The sequence below is a fragment of the Cutibacterium namnetense genome (assembly GCF_001642025.1).
GTDB lineage: Bacteria > Actinomycetota > Actinomycetes > Propionibacteriales > Propionibacteriaceae > Cutibacterium > Cutibacterium namnetense.
Genome location: NZ_LWHO01000003.1, coordinates 326556 through 344989, shown reverse-complemented (window position 1 = coordinate 344989; position 18434 = coordinate 326556). Strand labels below are relative to the sequence as shown.

Annotated in this window: 18 protein-coding genes; 6 read left to right on the top strand and 12 right to left on the bottom strand. The window is 60.2% G+C overall.

What is annotated here, in order from left to right; all coding sequences use genetic code 11:
- Positions 1-114 precede the first annotated feature (114 nt).
- The 4 genes from acnA to A5483_RS05155 all read right to left on the bottom strand — a co-directional run bounded on the left by acnA (position 115) and on the right by A5483_RS05155 (position 6415).
- Positions 115-2784, bottom strand: a complete 2670-nt coding sequence (acnA, locus tag A5483_RS05170; RefSeq protein ID WP_002548853.1) for an aconitate hydratase AcnA — start codon at positions 2782-2784, stop codon at positions 115-117.
- Between the two features lie 141 nt (positions 2785-2925).
- Positions 2926-3177: a DUF6767 domain-containing protein gene (locus A5483_RS12610; RefSeq protein WP_081474399.1), complete on the bottom strand. Its 252-nt coding sequence runs from the start codon at positions 3175-3177 to the stop codon at positions 2926-2928.
- A gap of 1 nt (position 3178) precedes the next feature.
- Positions 3179-4360, bottom strand: a complete 1182-nt coding sequence (locus tag A5483_RS05160; protein ID WP_002548863.1) for a class I SAM-dependent RNA methyltransferase — start codon at positions 4358-4360, stop codon at positions 3179-3181.
- Positions 4361-4390: 30 nt separating this feature from the next.
- Positions 4391-6415 carry an APC family permease gene (locus A5483_RS05155; protein ID WP_063811167.1) on the bottom strand — a complete coding sequence of 675 codons (2025 nt, stop codon included), beginning with the start codon at positions 6413-6415 and terminating at the stop codon, positions 4391-4393.
- Positions 6416-6613: 198 nt separating this feature from the next.
- On the opposite strand from A5483_RS05155, the gene A5483_RS05150 reads away from it, so the two are divergent.
- Both A5483_RS05150 and A5483_RS05145 read left to right on the top strand, forming a co-directional pair.
- On the top strand, positions 6614-7261 hold the full coding sequence (locus A5483_RS05150) for a potassium channel family protein (protein WP_081474420.1): 648 nt from the start codon (positions 6614-6616) through the stop codon (positions 7259-7261).
- Positions 7262-7301: 40 nt separating this feature from the next.
- Positions 7302-7961 (top strand): potassium channel family protein, encoded by a 660-nt coding sequence (locus A5483_RS05145; RefSeq protein ID WP_002548785.1) that lies wholly within the window; start codon positions 7302-7304, stop codon positions 7959-7961.
- A 130-nt stretch (positions 7962-8091) separates the two neighbouring features.
- Here the strand turns inward: A5483_RS05145 and A5483_RS05140 are convergent, their stop codons facing one another.
- Genes A5483_RS05140 through A5483_RS05125 form a run of 4 tightly spaced genes read right to left on the bottom strand, consistent with a single transcriptional unit; the run spans position 8092 to position 10249 of the window.
- Entirely contained in the window at positions 8092-8484 is a 393-nt protein-coding gene (locus A5483_RS05140; protein ID WP_002548754.1) for an OB-fold nucleic acid binding domain-containing protein, read from the bottom strand.
- Between the two features lie 2 nt (positions 8485-8486).
- Positions 8487-9224 (bottom strand): DUF3710 domain-containing protein, encoded by a 738-nt coding sequence (locus A5483_RS05135; RefSeq protein ID WP_002548671.1) that lies wholly within the window; start codon positions 9222-9224, stop codon positions 8487-8489.
- Between the two features lie 43 nt (positions 9225-9267).
- Entirely contained in the window at positions 9268-9726 is a 459-nt protein-coding gene (gene dut / locus A5483_RS05130; RefSeq protein ID WP_002548901.1) for a dUTP diphosphatase, read from the bottom strand.
- Positions 9719-10249, bottom strand: a complete 531-nt coding sequence (locus A5483_RS05125; RefSeq protein ID WP_002548830.1) for a DUF3093 domain-containing protein — start codon at positions 10247-10249, stop codon at positions 9719-9721. Before A5483_RS05125 ends, dut begins: the two co-directional genes overlap by 8 nt.
- 41 nt (positions 10250-10290) lie before the next feature.
- Between A5483_RS05125 and A5483_RS05120 the strand changes: the two genes are divergently transcribed.
- Complete coding sequence (locus A5483_RS05120) at positions 10291-10590, top strand: DUF4235 domain-containing protein (protein WP_002548468.1); 300 nt, start codon at positions 10291-10293, stop codon at positions 10588-10590.
- Between the two features lie 69 nt (positions 10591-10659).
- On the opposite strand, the gene A5483_RS05115 is transcribed toward A5483_RS05120, so the two are convergent.
- Complete coding sequence (locus A5483_RS05115) at positions 10660-10956, bottom strand: DUF4193 domain-containing protein (RefSeq protein ID WP_002548395.1); 297 nt, start codon at positions 10954-10956, stop codon at positions 10660-10662.
- A 209-nt stretch (positions 10957-11165) separates the two neighbouring features.
- On the opposite strand from A5483_RS05115, the gene sepH reads away from it, so the two are divergent.
- Complete coding sequence (gene sepH / locus A5483_RS05110) at positions 11166-12269, top strand: septation protein SepH (protein ID WP_002548522.1); 1104 nt, start codon at positions 11166-11168, stop codon at positions 12267-12269.
- 48 nt (positions 12270-12317) lie between these two features.
- Here the strand turns inward: sepH and A5483_RS05105 are convergent, their stop codons facing one another.
- Genes A5483_RS05105 through A5483_RS05095 form a run of 3 tightly spaced genes read right to left on the bottom strand, consistent with a single transcriptional unit; the run spans position 12318 to position 14757 of the window.
- A complete protein-coding gene (locus tag A5483_RS05105; protein ID WP_042842604.1) occupies positions 12318-12974 on the bottom strand; it encodes a thymidine kinase in 657 nt (218 codons plus the stop codon).
- Complete coding sequence (locus tag A5483_RS05100) at positions 12971-14098, bottom strand: alkaline phosphatase family protein (RefSeq protein ID WP_002548699.1); 1128 nt, start codon at positions 14096-14098, stop codon at positions 12971-12973. The genes A5483_RS05105 and A5483_RS05100 overlap by 4 nt, the downstream gene beginning before the upstream one ends.
- On the bottom strand, positions 14095-14757 hold the full coding sequence (locus A5483_RS05095) for a DUF5998 family protein (protein ID WP_063811166.1): 663 nt from the start codon (positions 14755-14757) through the stop codon (positions 14095-14097). The genes A5483_RS05100 and A5483_RS05095 overlap by 4 nt, the downstream gene beginning before the upstream one ends.
- On the opposite strand from A5483_RS05095, the gene A5483_RS05090 reads away from it, so the two are divergent.
- Entirely contained in the window at positions 14738-15832 is a 1095-nt protein-coding gene (locus tag A5483_RS05090; RefSeq protein WP_002548389.1) for an App1 family protein, read from the top strand. The genes A5483_RS05095 and A5483_RS05090 overlap by 20 nt on opposite strands.
- Positions 15833-15895: 63 nt before the next feature.
- On the top strand, positions 15896-18424 hold the full coding sequence (locus A5483_RS05085) for a DNA gyrase/topoisomerase IV subunit A (protein ID WP_063811165.1): 2529 nt from the start codon (positions 15896-15898) through the stop codon (positions 18422-18424).
- Positions 18425-18434: the final 10 nt, after the last annotated feature.

The window sequence follows — 18434 nt, the reverse complement described above, 5'->3', positions numbered from 1 at the left end:
GCACGTGGAGTATTAACTACCTGGGTGGGAAACTTGACTAGGAGCGAGCCGCAGATGGCCGGAATACCATGGGGGCGGGAAGCACATTACCCCCGCCCCCAATCAGCACATACGTCAGCTTCGTGCCATCTTTCTTAGCACGTACTGCAGGATGCCACCGTTGAGATAGTACGACCGTTCCCCTGGGGTGTCGATGCGCACGACCGCGTCAAACTCGACGATCCTGTCACCATTGATGGCTTTCACGTGGACTGACTCCGGGATCGTTTCGTTGATCTTGTCCACACCAGTAATCTCGAACGTCTCCTCGCCGGTCAGACCGAGGGAACCGGCCGACTGGCCGTCTGAGAACTGCAGCGGCAAGACGCCCATGCCGATGAGGTTAGAGCGATGAATGCGCTCGTAACTCTCAGCGATGACAGCCTTGACGCCGAGCAGCTCGGTACCCTTAGCTGCCCAGTCACGCGAGGAACCAGAGCCATACTCCTTGCCGCCCAGGACGACCAGCGGGATGCCCTGCTCACGGTAATTCACCGAGGCGTCGTAGACCGTGGTAACAGGCCCGTCAGCCTTCGTGAAATCACGGGTGAAGCCACCTTCAGTACCCGGGGCGAGCTGATTGCGCAGCCGGATATTGGCAAAGGTGCCACGCATCATGACCTCGTGGTTTCCACGGCGGGAACCGTAGGAGTTGAAGTCGCGGCGCTCGACACCATTAGCAGCCAGCCACTGGCCCGCCGGGGAGTCAGACTTGATGTTGCCAGCTGGGGAAATGTGGTCAGTGGTAACCGAGTCACCCAGCTTAAGCAAGACGCGGGCGCCGGTAATGTCACCGACGGGCTCCGGTTCAGCCTTCATGCCGTCAAAGATCGGGAGCTTGCGTACATAGGTAGAAGCCGGATCCCAAGCGAAGGTCTCGCCCTCGGGGGTATCGAGTTCTTTCCAGCGCGGACCGCCATCGAAGACGTCGGCGTAACGCTCGGAATACATCTCGGCGGAGATAGACGACCCGACGATCTTCTCAATCTCCTCGGTGGAGGGCCACAGATCAGCCAAACGAACTTCACGACCATCCGGGGTGGTGGCGAGTACGTCGTTGTTGAGGTCGATGTCCATAGTGCCGGCAATCGAGTAGATGACGACCAGCGGCGGGCTAGCTAGGTAGTTCATCGTGACGTCGGGGCTGATGCGCCCTTCAAAGTTGCGGTTGCCAGAGAGAACAGCTGTAACGGCCAGGCCGTTCTCATTGATGGCTGCCGAAACCTCGGGGATGAGCGGTCCGGTGTTGCCGATACAGGTGGTGCATCCGTAGCCGACGAGGTCGAATCCCATAGCCGCGAGGTGTTCAGAAAGGCCGGCACGCTCAAAGTAGTCGGTGACGACCTGAGAGCCGGGGGCCAGCGAGGTTTTCACCCACGGCTTGGGAGACAGACCCAGTTCATGGGCCTTCTTGGCGACCAGCCCGGCGGCAATCATGACGCTCGGGTTCGAGGTGTTGGTGCACGAGGTGATGGCGGCGACCGTCACGGCACCGTTGCGTAGCTCGAAAGAACGACCGTCAGCGAGGGTAACGGGAACAGCCGCACCCGGATTGGTGGTGTAGTCGCCAACAGTCTCCTCGAAGACCTCCTTAGCCTCGCAGACGAGGATGCGATCCTGAGGACGCTTCGGCCCGGCGATGGAGGGCCTGACCGTCGACAGGTCGAGCTCCAGGTATTCGGAGTAGCGGGGCTCGCGGCCCGGGTCGTGCCACATACCTTGGGCCTTGGCATACGCCTCGACGAGCTTGACTTGAGGCTCGTCACGTCCGGTGAGGCGCAGGTAGTCCAGGGTGACGTCGTCGATCGGAAAGACGGCGATAGTCGAGCCGTATTCGGGGCTCATATTGCCCAACGTGGCGCGGTTGGCAAGCGGCACGGCAGCGACGCCGGGACCATAAAACTCGACGAATTTGCCAACGACCTTATGCTCACGCAACATCTGGGTGATCGTCAGGACAAGATCGGTGGCAGTGACGCCATCGGGCAGCTCACCAGAGAGCTTGAAGCCAACGACGCGCGGAACCAACATCGAGACCGGCTGACCTAGCATGGCAGCCTCTGCCTCAATGCCGCCAACACCCCAACCAACAACACCTAGCCCGTTGACCATAGTGGTGTGCGAGTCGGTGCCTACACAGGTATCTGGGTAGGCGACCTTGGTGCCGTTCTCGTCACGGACAAAGGTCACCCGGGCGAGGTGCTCGATGTTGACCTGGTGAACGATGCCGGTGCCCGGCGGGACGACGCGGAAGTTCTCGAACGCGCTCTGGCCCCAACGCAAGAACTGATAGCGCTCACGATTGCGCTGGTACTCAATGTCCTTGTTCTGCTCGAACGCCTGCGGAGTGCCGAAGCGCTCGACGATGACGGAGTGGTCAATAACCATCTCAGCAGGAGACAGCGGGTTGACCTTGCGTGGGTCACCGCCGAGGTCGGCGACTGCCTCGCGCATGGTGGCCAAATCGACGATACAGGGCACACCAGTGAAGTCCTGCATGATGACGCGGGCCGGAGTGAACTGGATCTCCTTGGATGGCTGGGTGTCGGCGTCCCAATGCGCCAGCTCAGTGATCTGCTCGGCCGTGATATTGGCACCATCCTCGGTGCGCAGCAGGTTCTCGAGCAGAACCTTGAGGCTGTACGGAAGGTTGTCGGAACCGTCAACCTTGGTGATGTCGTAAAACTGGTAGGACTGGCCGTCGACATCGAGGGTTCGCCTCGCGTCGAAGCTGTTGACACTCATGTGGGCTCCTGACTGATCGATGCGGTTCTCATCATCTCGCGTCGAGTCCCGCCCCCGCGGCGGAACAAGGTATCTTGACGTCAAGATACCTTGTTGGGCATGCGCCCCCAACTAAGGGAAGGCTTAGTTGGGGGCGCATACTCATTCAAGTCCTTCCAGCCGGGGATCCGTGCCTAACTCGTCATCGTCAGTCGAATCAAGCGGGCTGTTCCCGGGCGGCATGCTTGCCTTTTCCCGCGCCACCTTCCTCGCCTTCGCGAGCTCGTCGCGCAGGGCATCGTCACCCATAACGAGGTATACCAACCCACAATCCTGGGGGCCCGTCACGTACAGCTGACACAGGCTGCACGGTTCCCCGGGACGTAGCGGACACTTCGGAACTGGACCTGCCATCTCAGACCTTCGGTTCCAGAATCGCCACGGCCTCAACGTGGTGAGTCATCGGGAATACATCAAATGCGCGGATTGATCGAGGCACGTACCCATTGATGTCGAACAAGTGCAGATCGCGGGCCAAGGCGGCAGGGTCACAGGCGACATGAGCGATCACTCGAGGCGACGTCCGAGCCACGGCTTGGACAACAGCTTTCCCCGCACCCTTGCGTGGCGGATCCAGCACCACGATGTTGGCCTTAGCCGACATCCGGGGCAGCACTCGCTCCACGCGGCCAGCAATGAAACGCCCACCCGGTACATTGCGCCGTGCCAACGCAACCGCCTGACGCGACACCTCGACACCGCGGACTCGAACTCCACGATCGGCCAAGAGCCCTGCAAACAGTCCAACACCGCAATACAAATCGAGAGCTTCGTCACCTTGATGGGGCTCCAGGCCACCGACAACCGCATCCGCCAGCGCCTCAGCGGCCCCCGGATGCACCTGCCAAAACCCACCGGCACCGACCTTCCACCGGCGCTGGCCAACATGAGCCGTCATCGTCTCGCCACCAGCAACGAGCCGCCCATCTGCAATGACGCTCACCTCCGGATCCTCCGTAAGACAATTAGTCACCATGACGATCACCTGCTCAGCCGTATAGCAGGCGGCCTCAGCAGCAGAACGGCCCGCCGGGTGCGCGATCGGGCAGCCCTCCTCGGGAACTTGCACCAACTCATGACTGCGATGACCACGCAACGCTGGACGCCCATTGAGGCTGCGGTACTGCATGCGCGTACGCCAGCCCAAACCATCGGAGGAACCGGCAACAGCCTCCACAGCCCCTGCCCACTTAATCCCAGCGAGACGACTGAGCTGCTCAGCGACAACACGCCGCTTGAGCTCGCGCTGAAACTCAACATCGACGTGCTGGAAGTCGCAACCACCACACTCCCCCGCCACCGGACATGACGGAACAACGCGATGTGAATCGGCCGAGATGACGTCGACAGCCTGTCCAAACCAGTGCGACGCCTTCGACATGTCGGTCAGCCGGACCCGGACTTTCTCCCCCGGCAACGCGCCACGGACGAAGACGACCCTGCCGTCCAGACGCGCCACGCAGTAACCACCGTGGGCAATATTGCCCATGACAAGGTCGAATTCATCGGCCTGGGACGCATCAACAGACTCATGCATTTGTCCAAGTCTAGGGGTCTCGGTGGCATCTCAGCGCCGAGGAGCGACGGTGGCGCCAGGATCCCGCCAAGACCGGGGGTCGTTGCGCTTCCAACGTTTTTCGAGAATCGCCGAGCTACGCAACTGGTAAGGAACTGAAGAGATCAGCACTCCTGGCATAAAGTGCAGCCGAGTACGCACGACAAGCGCCGTCTGGTTGTGCAGCAGATGTTCCCACCAGTGGCCGACGACATACTCGGGAATAAATACCTCGACCATATCTCGCGGATTCTCGCTGCGGATACGGCGAATATGATCGATTAACGGGTTGGTGATCTCGCGATATGGAGAAGCAATAATCCTGAGGGGGATATCGATGTCCTCCTCGTCCCAACGCTGCAGCAAGCGCTCCGTCACGTCGGGATCGACGTCGACGATAACAGCCTCCAAAAACGTTGGCACGGTAGCCTTCGCGAACTGTATAGCCCTCATCGTCGGTTTGTTGAGGTCAGCAATCATGATCACCGCATGTACGCGCGAGGGCAAGGCGCGGTCAGACGGACTGTTAAGCTCTAACTCTTGGGCCACCGAGTCGTAATGCTTCTTGATCGATGTCATAAGCACGTACACCACGGCCATCGCAATAAGCGCCAAGTAGGCACCATGGATGAACTTCGACGCCAAGATGATGATCAGAACGACACCGGTTCCAACTAGGCCGATGCCGTTAATGATCCTTGAGTGCCGCCAGCGACGACGTTCCTTGGCCCCGGCCGAAGTATCAGTACGCAACAGGCGTGTCCAGTGGCGCATCATGCCGGTCTGGCTCACTGTGAAGGAGATGAAGACGCCAACTACGTACAGCTGGATGAGCGCCGTCACGGAGGCGTTAAAAACCAGCACCAAAATAATGGCGCCGGTAGCAAGGGTCAAAATTCCGTTGGAGTAGGCCAGACGGTCACCGCGGGCATGGAGACGGCGCGGCAAAAATCCGTCACGGGCGAGGATCGAACCCAGCACAGGGAAACCGTTAAAAGCGGTGTTGGCAGCCAGGAACAAGATGATCATCGTACAGACGATCATGATATAGAAACCCGGCTTGAATGAGTCGTAGAAGACAGTGCGTGCCAGCTGGCCCACAACCGTCACCTGGTCTTTAACGACGCGTCCGTGCGTATCGACCAGATGTGATTCTCCCGTCGTATCGAACATTTTCACACCGGTGACATTGGCCAAGACTAAAATGCCCATCAGCATCGATACGGCGATCCCGCCAAGCATCGTTAAAGTCGTGGCAGCATTCTTCGACTTCGGATCACGGAAGGATGGCACTCCATTGGAGATCGCCTCGACCCCTGTCAGTGCGGCACAGCCTGACGAGAAAGTGCGCGCCATCAGGATGATGAAGGCAACACCGACCAGGTCGGTGTACTTCGGTGCACCGACGACCGTGAAATCGGCGGTTGAAGCGCGAAGATTGTCTCCCAGAACGAAAATCCTCGTGAGGCCCCAAGCCACCATGCAGATCACCGAAATCATGAAGGCATAGGTAGGAACAGCGAAGAACGTCCCTGATTCCCTCACACCTCGCAAATTCATGGCTGTGAGAATGGCGATAACGGCGGCCGCCGCAACTCCTTCGTGACCAGCAAGTCCCGGGATCATCGCTTCGGCGTTTTGGACACCCGACGACACCGAAACGGCCACCGTCAGGACATAGTCGACGAGAAGCGCGCTAGCCACCACGAGCCCAAACCGTGGGCTCAGGTTGGCTGTCGCAACTTCATAATCACCACCGCCGGAAGGATAAGCATGCACCGTCTGGCGGTAGCTCATTACCACGATAAGCATGACCAGGGCGACGGCAATACCAATCTTCGACGAAAACGCGAATCCGCCAGCACCCGCCAATGACAAGGTAATAAGGATCTCGTCTGGGGCGTATGCCACGCTCGAGAGCGCATCGGAGGCGAAGACCGGCAACGCGATCCGCTTGGGAAGAAGGGTCTCACCCAGCGCACTGCTCTCGAGCTTGCGCCCGATGAGCACCCTTTTGACGGCTTGGAAAACCTTCACGGCGGGCCACTCTACTTGCGTGGAGCATCATCGGCACGTCGCCGGCGCTATCCCGTCCAATAACCTCATCATCGTCAGATCAGCTAACCCCGTCGGAGGAGACAGCCAGACCAGAACGCGGCACAATGGCACCAAGCAGCCACGACACGGATGGGTGCCACCGCCACCTAGGAGAGGGGTCACGTGCATATCGTCATTATGGGATGTGGCCGAGTTGGATCAAGCTTGGCCATCCTATTGGAGAAGCGCGGGCACGACGTGTCAGTCATCGACATTGACGACAACTCATTTCGTCGCCTGGGACCTGACTTTAAGGGGCGGACGGTCAAGGGAGTCGGATTTGACCGTTCTGTGCTCGAAAAGGCTGGAATTCGAGAAGCTGACGGATTCGCTGCTGTTTCCAGTGGCGACAATTCTAACGTCCTGTCTGCCAGAGTGGTTCGCGAGGAATTCGGCATCGATAACGTCGTTGCCCGCATCTACGATCAGGGCCGAGCTGAAGTCTATGAGCGTCTAGGAATCCCAACGGTAGCTACCGTGCGGTGGGCTGCCGATCAAGTGCTACGCAGTCTCATGCCGGAGGGATCCGAGCCAGCGTGGCGCGACCCATCCGGCCAGGTCCGTTTGATCCGTGTCAACACCCATACCGACTGGGTCGGAATGAAGATCTCTGCTATTCAAGATCGCATCCATACCCCGCTGCCATTTCTCTTGAGGTTCGGTCAGGGCATGGTCCCCAACGGAGCCACCTTGCTGCAGGATGGCGACGTCGTGTATGCAGCGGTCGAGGTGGAGCGCATCACCGAAATCGAGGGCCTGCTGGCCAAGCCACCGGTCAAACGTTGATCGTCACGGACAACGCCGTTCACCCGGGGCAAGGAGAATCGTGAGAATCGTCATCGTTGGCGCCGGCAACGTCGGCCGATCTATTGCCCGTGAGCTCACCGCTCATGGACACCAGATCCTTCTTATCGACAAGAACCCAAAAGCCATGAAGCCAGACACCGTACCGGAGGCTGAATGGCTGTGCGCGGACGCTTGTGAGCTGGTTACCTTGGAAGAAGCTCGCCTCGACAACTGTGACATCGCTATTTCAGCCACGGGCGATGACAAGGTCAACCTGGTGCATTCTTTGCTCGCGAAGACTGAGTTTGGGGTGCCACGGACAGTTGCCCGCGTCAACCACCCCGGTAACGAGTGGATGTTCGATCAGGTCTGGGGCGTCGACGTTGCCGTCTCAACCCCACGGCTGATGGCTGCCCTGGTTGAGGAGGCCGTTACCGTCGGTGAATTGGTGCGCCTGTTTACCTTCCAGAAGGGACGCGCGAACCTTGTCGAGCTCACCCTGCCCGACAATTCACCCCGAGTTGGGGATCGTATTCGAGACATCTCGATGCCAGGCGACGCAGTTCTCGTCGCCATCATCCGCGATGGACAGGGCCGGGCACCCGAGCGTGAAGCCGCTTTGGAGGCTGGTGACGAGTTACTCTTTATGGTCTCGCCCGATTACGAGCCCGACTTGGTCGACCTGCTGGCTCCACGCTAACCACTTTGAATCCTCCCGCCTCGTGAGGATCACTAGATGACCAAGTGCGCGAAAAATAGGCTGCCCACTGGCACACAACAAGATGATGTACGGATGATGTACGGACAGCGAAGCCTACCGGGGCTATCCCTCAGTCAGGAAGAACTGTGTACCTGGGATTGTAGATAACCCGGCGTCCGTCGGCTTCGGTGATCATCCCCTCAACGCTTATGCGTCGACCCGCCCGCAGCCCTGGAATGCGTCTGCGCCCCATCCAGATAAGAGTCACCGCACCGGTGCCATCCCTGAGCTCAGCTTCCAACCACCGATTGGTCCCACGCGGGTTCAGGGTCAGCACCTCGATGCGGCCTTGGAGGGATGCCCGAGTACGCAACTTAGCCTCGGAAATCGTCGAGGCACCTGCGTCAAGGCTGGAACGCTGCAGATCATCGTCAGCTAAGTCCTCGTCAGACGCCGTCACACGGTGCAGCACTCGACGAAGCGCCGACTCGCGGGGAGCATGTGCATCGGCGCCTCGAACCATGATCAGGACTCCTCCGGGCGCAAACCCTCAGGCACACTCAGCGGGATAACGTCACCAGGAACGCGCGGGCTGTCATCACGATGCACCACAAGGTTACAGAAGAACTCGAGCAGCAATTGTCCGGTGGCGTCGAGCTTCTCGCCCAATGCCGACTCGCCCATAAGGACACCGCGCAGCAACCAGCGCGGCCCCTGTGCCAGCCAGGTGCGGGAGACGTGGTAGCCGTCCTCGCCGTCAGGACCCTTCATCGGGACGATACGCCGCAGCTCAGCACCCATCGGACCGGGGCCAACATTGGCTTCACCTCCCTGGGCTGCAGTGCCATTCACCATCTCCTCGTGGACCTCATCGATCATGAGAGTGGAAGCAGGGGCAGCAAAGAGAGCAACCTCAATTGCCGAATTGCCCTGGACGACGAGGAGGCTCTGCACGGCGCCCGTGGTCTGATCCAGCTGAATCTGCATCTGCATGTTCTCAAATGGGGTCACGATGAGGGAACCGAAGTCAATTCGCTCGACATCGTCAGCATCGAGATCAACCTCGTCAATATCGAAAGGCCCATCTTCGCGGTCGAGGTTGATCCGGTAGGCGGAGGCGTCCTTTTCCGAGCTGGTCTCATCATCCTCTTCGGGGATCTCCTCGACGTCGAGATCGTCAGGAGCCTCCTCAGTGGTCTGGAGATCCTCGTCGATAACCTCGTCCGTTTCGACGTCGTCGTTGCGCTTCTTGCGACCGAACATGGTGTCCTTCCTCGACCGACACTGTGGTGTCAACGAATGCAGTCTATCTGTCAACCGGAGGCATACCAGAAACGCCGGTGGAACCGTAGCCTCCCTGCCCGCGCTCAGTGCTGTCGAGATCCTCGACCGGCTCAAAGATAGCCCGCACCACCGGGAGGACGACGAGTTGGGCGATCCTGGAACCAGCATCAAGATGTACCGACTCCCGCAGGTCGGTATTGACGAGCAGCACATTGATCTGCCCGCGATACCCGGAATCGATCGTTCCAGGCGCGTTGACAATCGATAGCCCGTGACGCGCAGCCAGCCCCGACCGTGGGTTAACCAACCCGACGTAGCCGTCAGGCAGGGCGATACGCACTCCCGTCTCAACCATCGCACGTTCCCCTGGAGCCAAATCGACATCGTGGCGGCAGGTGAGGTCGGCACCGGCATCGCCGGGCATGGCGTATCGGGGTATCGCGTCGGGGTCTGCCACGGTGGGCACAACGACATCAGCCATGATTGTCCTCCATAGAGTTCTCACAACGATTCTCGGACCTGGACGGGGGTCCCGGTAGCACGATGTACTCGGAGACGATAGCCGCCAGTTCGTCAGGGTGGCGTGTACTCACGATCCATGCCTGATGAGGATCAGCAGAGTCAGCAAGCCTCAAAACGAGCCCAAATCGAATCCACGGCCGAGTCACCAAAAACGATCCCACCTGGTGGCTGGACCGCATGACCGAGTTCATCGTGTTGGCATCCATCCCCCGCACCCGATCAACCCAACGCCACTCAATCCAGGAACGCCCAACGCCAAATCCATCCTCGGTGACCACGATCCGCGTGCTTCCAGCCTTGATGAAGGCCGCGACGACCGCCACGACGACAATGACGGCAACGATGATCCCGGTGCCCAGGCTCGTCCATGCTCCAATCGCCACGATGAGTGATATCGCCACCGCAGCCCCAATGAGCCACCACGACAACGGTGCCCAGAGTCTCTCGGAGTAGATCACTGATCCGGAAGGGAAATTCACCATCACAGCCTAGTCGACGGGCGATCACGCCATATGATGACAATATGACCCCAGAAAAGATCCTGTGGAAGGTTTACGCCGGCGCCCTAGGCGCGGTCACCACCATCGTCAGCCAGAAAATCGTCGAAGGTGCGTGGAAGTACGTCACTGGCGACGAGGAGACCCCTCAGCCCGACGATCCCGAGGTCTCGACGGCGAAGGCGCTTTCGTGGGCGCTCGCTAGCGGCATAGGCATTGCCGGGTCTCAGCTGCTCATGCACCGCTTTGTCAACAAACGTTGGATGAAGTTCAGCGCGGTGAACCCCATCACAGGCAAGAACCTCAATGCCACCGATGACGACTGAGCGTCTCCCATCACAATAGCAACGGATCCCCGCCACACCGGGCGGGGATCCGTTCGTACTCCTAGGAGATCAAACGCAGTCGACACAGTAGAACTGGCCGTCGCGCTCCTCGGCTAGCTGGGACTGTCCCTTGACGAGGAAGCATGAGGCGCAGGTGAACTCGCCGGACTGACGGGGAAGAACACGCACCGTCAGCTCCTCATGGGAAAGATCAGCGCCGGGCAGCTCGAAAGCCTCGGCGGCCTCGACCTCGTCCTCATCAATTTTTCCAGAGTTCTTATCGTTGCGCTGGTTCTTGATCTCCTCGATGGAGTCCTCACTGACCTCCTCATCAGTCTTACGCGGAGCGTCATAATCGGTAGCCATGGTCACCTTCCAGTAAGGACTCGAAACGTCGCCAACCCGCCTGCTGCGAGCTGCGACCGCACAACATTCGCCCCCTTGTGTATCACACCTGTCAAGTCCTTAGACAGCGCGCAACGGCATCTGGGCGGTAGCATCGCGCTCGAAGGCAGTAAATTTGGTGACTCACACAGCCAAACCCCGGCCGCCCCGGTTGGGAGGGAAGGTGGACGATGGACAGCGCTCTGAGCCCCCGCGAGATTCAGTCGCGGATCCGTTCCGGCGCCACTGTCGAGGAAGTGGCCGCTGAGGCGGGCGTCGGCGTCGATCAGGTAGAACCATTCGCGGTGCCAGTCCTTGCTGAGTTGGACCACATCATCGAGGTCGCCATGACGTGTCCAGTACGCCGCGCTGGTGCGCCCGGATCTCACCGCACGTTAGGTACCGTGATCTCCCGAGTTGTCAAAGCCAACTCGATCCCTGACAAGAACATCTCCTGGCGATCCTGGCGCCATGAGGACCGTACTTGGGCCCTTGAGGCGCAATGGCCTGCCTCCGAGGAGGGCGCTCCCCACTGCGCGACCTTCCGGTTCGATCTCAAAGGACGCCACACCTCCCCCGAAGATGCGGGCGCGCGATGGCTCGTCAACGATCGCTCTCCGGCGCCTGCTGAGCCCTTACCTGAGGGGGCTTCAGATCCTGACCAGGAGCCAACCCTCGATCTCAACGACGAGTTGGCGATCGTGCGAGCTGTCAGCAACCGTCAAAGTCAGACTCCTGGCCCTGAGGCTATCGCCGGGATGACGAAGCACGACGGGGTCTACGACTTCGACGCCTCATCCCCAGCCGACATGGACATGCTCTACGACATGCTGGCCGGTTTTCAGGATGACTCGGTCAACATCTACGAAGGCCTCGAAACCCCCGTCGTTGACGCCGCATCTCATCCTGAGGTGGACCAGGATGCTGAGCCAGCCAAGCCACAGGACCCCCAGCCTGCCGAGGATCCGCATGCCGTCGAGACGTCCGAACCAGATCAAGCTGGAGAGGAAAGCAAGGCCAGCCTGCCCCATGACGACGCCTCTACGCACCAGACAGGCCAATCGCAGACTCCCGCGCAGGGAGCTACGGCGTCGAAGCCACGCACAACGACGAAGAAGGCCTCGGCTTCTCGCTCCAAAACATCAGCTCACACTGCCGATGAAACTCCCCAGCAGGACGCCCCCGTCGAGAAAAGTGAACGGCCCCGCAAGAAGCGCAAACCACGTAAATCGAAGCGGGCGTCGATCCCCTCTTGGGATGAGATCATGTTCGGCGGCCCCACCCCGCACGCCTGAAATCCCGCCGCACAGGCACATTTCAACCGTACGGAGCTGGGTCACCCGTCAGGACTCGCTGCCATCAAAAGGTAGGGTCTGCTCCGACAAGGTCGCTCTGGAGGTCTCCCCAGTGATCCCTTGACGGTGGTGGCGGCGACATAGCACCTCGTAATGGATCTCTGTTCCGCCACCGACGTCTCCGACGCCGACCTGGTCACCTTCACGCACCATTTGTCCATCCACGATGCGGGCGTTATGGGTGGCAGGACGGCCGCACCAGCACAACGGCGCAACCGGAGGTTCAACGACCCGGTCGGCCAACTCAACGAGGCGCTTCGATCCGGGAAAAAGCTCCGTCCGAAAATCGGCCAGGATCCCGAAGCAGTAGACGTCGATGTCAAGGTCATCGACGACCCGAGCCAGCTGGTCAATTTGCTCACTTCGGTAGAACTGGGCCTCATCGCAGATGAGGTAATCTATTCGTCCTCCGCGACTAAGTCGTGAGACGACGTCCTGGTAGAGGTCTAGGGCGTCAGCGACCTCGACAGCTTCGACGCTCAGACCAATCCGCGAGGTGATCCGAGCTCCACCAGAGCGGTCGTGCATCGCGTATCGCACCCCTTGACGGTCGTGAGCGGATTGCGCATGATCCATCTGCAATGCGAGGGTGGATTTACCAGAGTCCATCGGGCCGGTGTGGAAAACGAGCTCAGCCATCCTCATCCTTCACAAATCTGGGCCAGCAACGGGATCCGCATTTCGCACGGTGTGAGCGATCCATGCATCCCCACGAGGGTGAGTTCCTTGAGGGAAGCGCGACTCATGATGGCCCAATCGCCACGAGTGATCGCCAATACGTCACCGAAACGGGAGCGGGTGGAGGTGTCAACTGGTCCGAACAGGCCAGCCGCAACAGCATCGTCGCCGATCACAACCTGAGCTCGGTCCCCGAGCACCCGTCGCCATCGCTGTGCAACCTCGTCGGGACGACGGGTATAGATGTGGCGGAAGCGAGGCTCACCCGCCAGCAGGTCGACCTCAGCGAGCAGTCCGCCCTCGTCTTCCACCATGACGCGGTGGCCGCCGGGAACGTCGATCATGCCGTGGTCAGCAGTGACGACCAAGGCGGTTCCAGGATCGAGCTCGTCGAGAAGAGCACCAACGAGCCCGTCAACCCACATGAGGCGCGACCTCCATGCTCCCGATTGCCATCCCTCGCCATGCCCGACGTGGTCAAGTGAACGCTCGTACACGTACGTCAGCGAGGCGTCACCCGAGCGTGAGGCACTTAGCGTCTTGCAAACACGCTCATCGACATCGTCTTCGTCGCAAATGGGAATGAATCGCGGCCCACGCAAGGCCGCGCGCGTCAACCCTGACCGCTGGAAGCGTGCTGGCCCGACACTGCTCACCGTCACCCCAGCAGCAACCAGTGATTCAAACGCCGTGGGATGAGGCTGGATGACCTCGGGATCATCACCATTGGCCCAACTCAAGGCGTTCATGGCGCGGCCCGAGGGTGCGCGGAAAGTGTAACCAGCGACGCCGTGGCGCCCGGGAGCGGTGCCGGTGCCGAGACAGCTCAACGACGTGGCCGTCGTGGAGGGAACCTGACAGGTCAAGTCGTGGCAGTTCTCCATCTGCGACAGGGTTGGGGCGAGATGGCGAGACTGATCGAGGTTCTCTTGGCCCATCCCATCAACCAGCAGGACCACGTACCGCCTCGCGTCAGGCAACCCTAGACCGGCCGGCCCTCTACCCGTCAACGCCGTACCCATCGCTGCCACCAGATCAGAAAGGGTCTCGGGGCCGGGGAGCATGAGATCGGCAACAAGCAAAGAACTCATCGGGTTGCCCCAGTGACGGCCTGCATCCGCGTCGCGAATGCCATGAGGCGCTCAACTTGATCGGTGCCGTCGGCAGCCGGGCTCATCCTGATGACGATGTCGTCTCCGCTGAGGGTACCGGTATAACCATGGTCTGCGGTGCACATGCGGTCCCCGCACCTGGCCGGTTCGAGTTCAAGTCGCGAAACAGCCCCCCACGTCATCTGGAGCCAGACTTCAACCGTGCTCGACGAAGGATCTGTACCGAATCGGTCAGGATGCTGCACGACCCGAGTCAGCACCACCGAACTCACTTGAGATAGCGGAATGGACTCGCTCGAGGTGACAGCCTGCAACTGGCCTCCTTCTGCGCGCTCATCCGTGTGGCCGATCAGCATACGGGTAGCAGTGCGCAGGATCAGGGTGAGATGGCGATGAACCTCATCGTTGTCGAAGGTCGCCTCTAGATGCAGCAGATGATCGAAAACTTCCTCCCCCGCCAAGGAGGTCTCAGCGACATCGATGACCAGCTCAGGGAAGAATCCGCAGGACTGGATCTCGGCGGCTAAGGCAGCCGGCAGGGGGGCTCGGGCTTGATCGACAGACTGATTCACCGGCCCATCGTCCCACGATGAAGCGTGATCCAGTAATCTCCAAGATATGTCGAACCGGCCGTTCATCGGAGCCCGAGTCGAGGATGCCGTCCATAGGCGCCTCAACACGACACTGCGCAGACGGGGCTGGGTACCGTGCGTCATCGGTTATCGCAGTTATGGATCGGCTACCCATGTGCGTGTCCTCGGACGAGTCGTTCTGACCAGTCCGCCCGGGCGGAAGCCGGAGCAGGAGCGTCAGCCAGACCGGTCTCCGCTAACTCGACGAAATCTGTTGTCCATTGAGTTGCTGTCCCAGCGCGGTTGGCGCAACTTCCTCGGGCTACCAGCCCCGGGCACAGAGGTTGTCGTCGACGTCAACGGCGAAAAGATCACGGTGCGAGCAGACCGCGCCGGATACGTCGATGTGCGCGTCAAAAATCACGGCTTGCAACCAGGCTGGCATGAAGTCACCTTGTCAACCAGTGGTGACACCACTACAGCAAAGGTCCTCGTGGTGTCCCAGAACACTCGGTTCGGCATCATCTCTGACATTGACGATACCGTCATCTCGACTTCTCTGCCCCGGTCACTCATCGCGGCTTGGAACTCCTTCGTGCTCACCGAGCAGGCCCGCAAATCTATTCCCGGCATGGCACGGATGTACCAGAAGCTCTTGAAACGTCATCCTGATGCCCCGGTGGTCTATGTGTCCACTGGCGCGTGGAATACCTACCCATTCTTGGTGAGGTTCCTTGCTCGCCACGGATATCCGCAAGGGCCCCTGTTGCTGACGGACTGGGGCCCGACGAACACCGGCTGGTTCCGTTCTGGGGTGGACCACAAACGCACTGCTCTGCGCGAGCTAGCTCGGGACTTCCCTGACATCGAATGGGTCCTCGTCGGTGATGACGGGCAGCACGACATCCGGATCTACTCCGAGTTTGACGAGCTTCAGCCGGGCCATACCCGAGCCATCGCCATTCGTGAGCTCTCGACGACTCAGCAAGTGCTTGCCCATGGCACGACGACTGTGCTGGAGGACCGTCATCGAGTGCAGTGGGCCCCCGAATCTGCGCCCCTCGTGCATGCTCCCGACGGTGATCAGCTCGCCCCTCTCCTCGCCAAAGTGCTCAACCCCGAGGACCCATCCAAGCCCTGACATGCAGATTTCGCGCCGATCGACCAAAATAGGTCGTTAGCGCGTGCTGCTTGGGAGGTAACGATGGCTAAAAAGACGGTGGACGAGGACTTCACCGAGAACATTATCGACGTCGACGTCTCCCGCGAGATGGAGAACAGCTTCCTGGAGTACGCATACTCCGTTATCTATTCTCGCGCCCTGCCTGACGCCCGTGACGGCCTCAAACCCGTCCAGCGTCGCATCCTTTACACCATGGGTGACATGGGGGTGCGCCCGGATCGTCCCCATGTAAAGTCAGCGCGAGTCGTCGGGCAGGTCATGGGCCAGTTGCACCCACACGGTGACGCCGCCATTTACGACGCTCTGGTACGCACCGCTCAGCCATGGGCGATGAGACTGCCCCTCATCGACGGTCATGGTAACTTCGGATCCCTTGACGCCGGCGCCGCTGCCATGCGCTACACCGAGTGTCGGATGGCTCCGCCAGCTGTTGCCATGATCAACGGGCTTGACGAGGACACGGTCGACTTCGAGCCTAACTATGACGGCAAGGAGTTCGAGCCATCGGTGCTGCCGGCGGCCTTCCCGAACCTGCTCGTCAACGGGGCTTCGGGCATCGCGGTGGGAATGGCCACCAACATCCCACCGCACAACCTCGTCGAAGTTGTGGCGGCTTTACGTCATATGCTCGATCATCCGGACGCCGACCTTGACGAGATCATGAGGTTCGTGCCGGGACCGGATTTACCGACCGGGGGACGAATCATCGGCCTTGACGGCATCGCCGATGCTTATCGCACCGGCCGCGGCTCCTTCAAGATCCGCGCCACCGCCCGCATCGAGAAAGTTTCCCCGCGACGCCGCGGCATCGTCGTCACCGAGCTGCCCTACATGGTCGGACCAGAACGCATCATCGACCAGATCAAAACCTTGGTGCAGTCCAAAAAGATCACTGGCATCGCTGACGTCAAGGACCTCACTGATCTGGCCAACGGCACCCATCTGGTCATTGAGGTCAAGAACGGCTTCAACCCGGAGGCGCTGTTGGAGCGCTTGTACAAGCTCACCAAGCTAGAGGACTCCTTCGCCATCAACGCGGTGAGCCTCGTGGAAGGCCAGCCCCGTACGTTAGGCCTGCTAGAGATGCTGCAGGTCTACTTAGATCACCGTCTCGACGTCACCCTGCGACGCACAAACTTCCAGCTCAACAAGGCCAAGGACCGGCTGCACCTGGTCGAAGGCCTGTTATTGGCCATCGTCGACATTGACGACGTCATCGCCATCATCCGCTCTTCCGAGGACGCTGCGACCGCCCGCACACGACTCATGGAAGCCTTCAACCTCGACGAGGTGCAGGCCAACTACATCCTGGACATGCAGCTGCGCCGTCTGACCAAGTTCTCCACCATTGAGTTGGAGTCCGAACGCGATGAACTGCGCGAACGCATCGAAGGACTAACGCTCATCGTCAATGACGAGTCTGAGTTGCGTCGCGTGGTGTCCGGGGAGTTAGCCGAGGTGTCGTCCAAATACGGCACCCCACGTCGCACTGTGCTGCTGGGCGCGTCGCCATCGGTCGCGGCAGCGTCAGTCCCCCTAGAAGTGCCTGATGACCCATGCTGGGTGCTACTGTCGGCGACTGGCTTATTAGCCCGCATCGATACCGACGACGTTCTTCCCACCGACGGGGACAGGGCCAGCCACGATGTCATTATCTCCAGCGCCCGCACTACTGCACGCGGTGATTTCGGCATTATTACTAGTGCCGGTCGCCTAGTGCGTTCCCATGCCGTCGAACTCGCAAATTTGCCGATGACCGCGACTGCGCCATCGGTGGCCGGTGGCACCCCGCTGGCCGACCTCGTCGGCTTAGAGAAAGGCGAACGAGCTCTGGCCGTGACGAGCCTGTCGGCCAAAGGCCCCTCCTTGGCTCTTGGCACCCGAAACGGCATCGTCAAGCGGGTCAACCCGGAACTCCTCAGCAAGGACTCTTGGGAGGTTATCAGTCTCAAGGACGGTGACGAGGTCGTCGGTGCCGTTGAAATGGGCGACGAAGACCTCGAGTTGTGTTTCGTGACCCAAGGCGCTGCCTTACTCCATTTCCCAGCATCCACAGTGCGCCCGCAGGGACGTTTGGGCGGCGGTGTAGCAGGTATCAAGGCCAAGGATCCAGTGATTTTCTTTGGCGCTGCCCCCAGCCACGGATCCTCAGTGGTGACAGTAGCCGCATCCTCTCCCAGTGCCGCAGGTAAAGAACCCGGCTCAATCAAACTAACTCCCTTCGACCAGTACCCGTCCAAGGGCAGGGCCACCGGTGGAATGAGGTGCCAGCGCTTCCTCAGGGCAGAGACCGCCCTAGTACTCGCCTGGATAGGCCCCGATCCGGCCGTAGCCTGTGCCGCATCCGGGGTCCCTATCGAACTGCCGGCACCCAATATGCGTCGAGACGGCTCCGGTGATCAGGGACGTCAGCCTATCCTGGCCGTGGGGAGTCGTCGTCATAGCTCCGGCAAGGATGATTGGGCATCCGATGGGTCGGTGTCGGATTCCGATGATCCGTTATCGAATGACGGGGAGCAGACTGGCACCCAACCCGACCTGTTCAGCTAACCGACGATGA

Bases quoted from the DNA above. Each gene is read 5' to 3' on its own strand.
- A5483_RS05140 (WP_002548754.1), bottom strand. From the start codon at position 8,484: ATGGTTCGAGGCGCCGATGCACATGCTCCCCGCGAGTCGGCGCTTCGT.
- dut (WP_002548901.1), bottom strand. From the start codon at position 9,726: ATGGCTGATGTCGTTGTGCCCACCGTGGCAGACCCCGACGCGATACCC.
- A5483_RS05150 (WP_081474420.1), top strand. From the start codon at position 6,614: ATGGGATGTGGCCGAGTTGGATCAAGCTTGGCCATCCTATTGGAGAAG.
- A5483_RS05090 (WP_002548389.1), top strand. From the start codon at position 14,738: ATGTCGAACCGGCCGTTCATCGGAGCCCGAGTCGAGGATGCCGTCCAT.
- A5483_RS05160 (WP_002548863.1), bottom strand. From the start codon at position 4,360: ATGCATGAGTCTGTTGATGCGTCCCAGGCCGATGAATTCGACCTTGTC.
- A5483_RS05100 (WP_002548699.1), bottom strand. From the start codon at position 14,098: ATGAGTTCTTTGCTTGTTGCCGATCTCATGCTCCCCGGCCCCGAGACC.
- A5483_RS05095 (WP_063811166.1), bottom strand. From the start codon at position 14,757: ATGAACGGCCGGTTCGACATATCTTGGAGATTACTGGATCACGCTTCA.
- A5483_RS12610 (WP_081474399.1), bottom strand. From the start codon at position 3,177: ATGGCAGGTCCAGTTCCGAAGTGTCCGCTACGTCCCGGGGAACCGTGC.
- A5483_RS05120 (WP_002548468.1), top strand. From the start codon at position 10,291: ATGACCCCAGAAAAGATCCTGTGGAAGGTTTACGCCGGCGCCCTAGGC.
- sepH (WP_002548522.1), top strand. From the start codon at position 11,166: ATGGACAGCGCTCTGAGCCCCCGCGAGATTCAGTCGCGGATCCGTTCC.
- acnA (WP_002548853.1), bottom strand. From the start codon at position 2,784: ATGAGTGTCAACAGCTTCGACGCGAGGCGAACCCTCGATGTCGACGGC.
- A5483_RS05115 (WP_002548395.1), bottom strand. From the start codon at position 10,956: ATGGCTACCGATTATGACGCTCCGCGTAAGACTGATGAGGAGGTCAGT.
- A5483_RS05105 (WP_042842604.1), bottom strand. From the start codon at position 12,974: ATGAGGATGGCTGAGCTCGTTTTCCACACCGGCCCGATGGACTCTGGT.
- A5483_RS05085 (WP_063811165.1), top strand. From the start codon at position 15,896: ATGGCTAAAAAGACGGTGGACGAGGACTTCACCGAGAACATTATCGAC.
- A5483_RS05125 (WP_002548830.1), bottom strand. From the start codon at position 10,249: ATGGTGAATTTCCCTTCCGGATCAGTGATCTACTCCGAGAGACTCTGG.
- A5483_RS05135 (WP_002548671.1), bottom strand. From the start codon at position 9,224: ATGTTCGGTCGCAAGAAGCGCAACGACGACGTCGAAACGGACGAGGTT.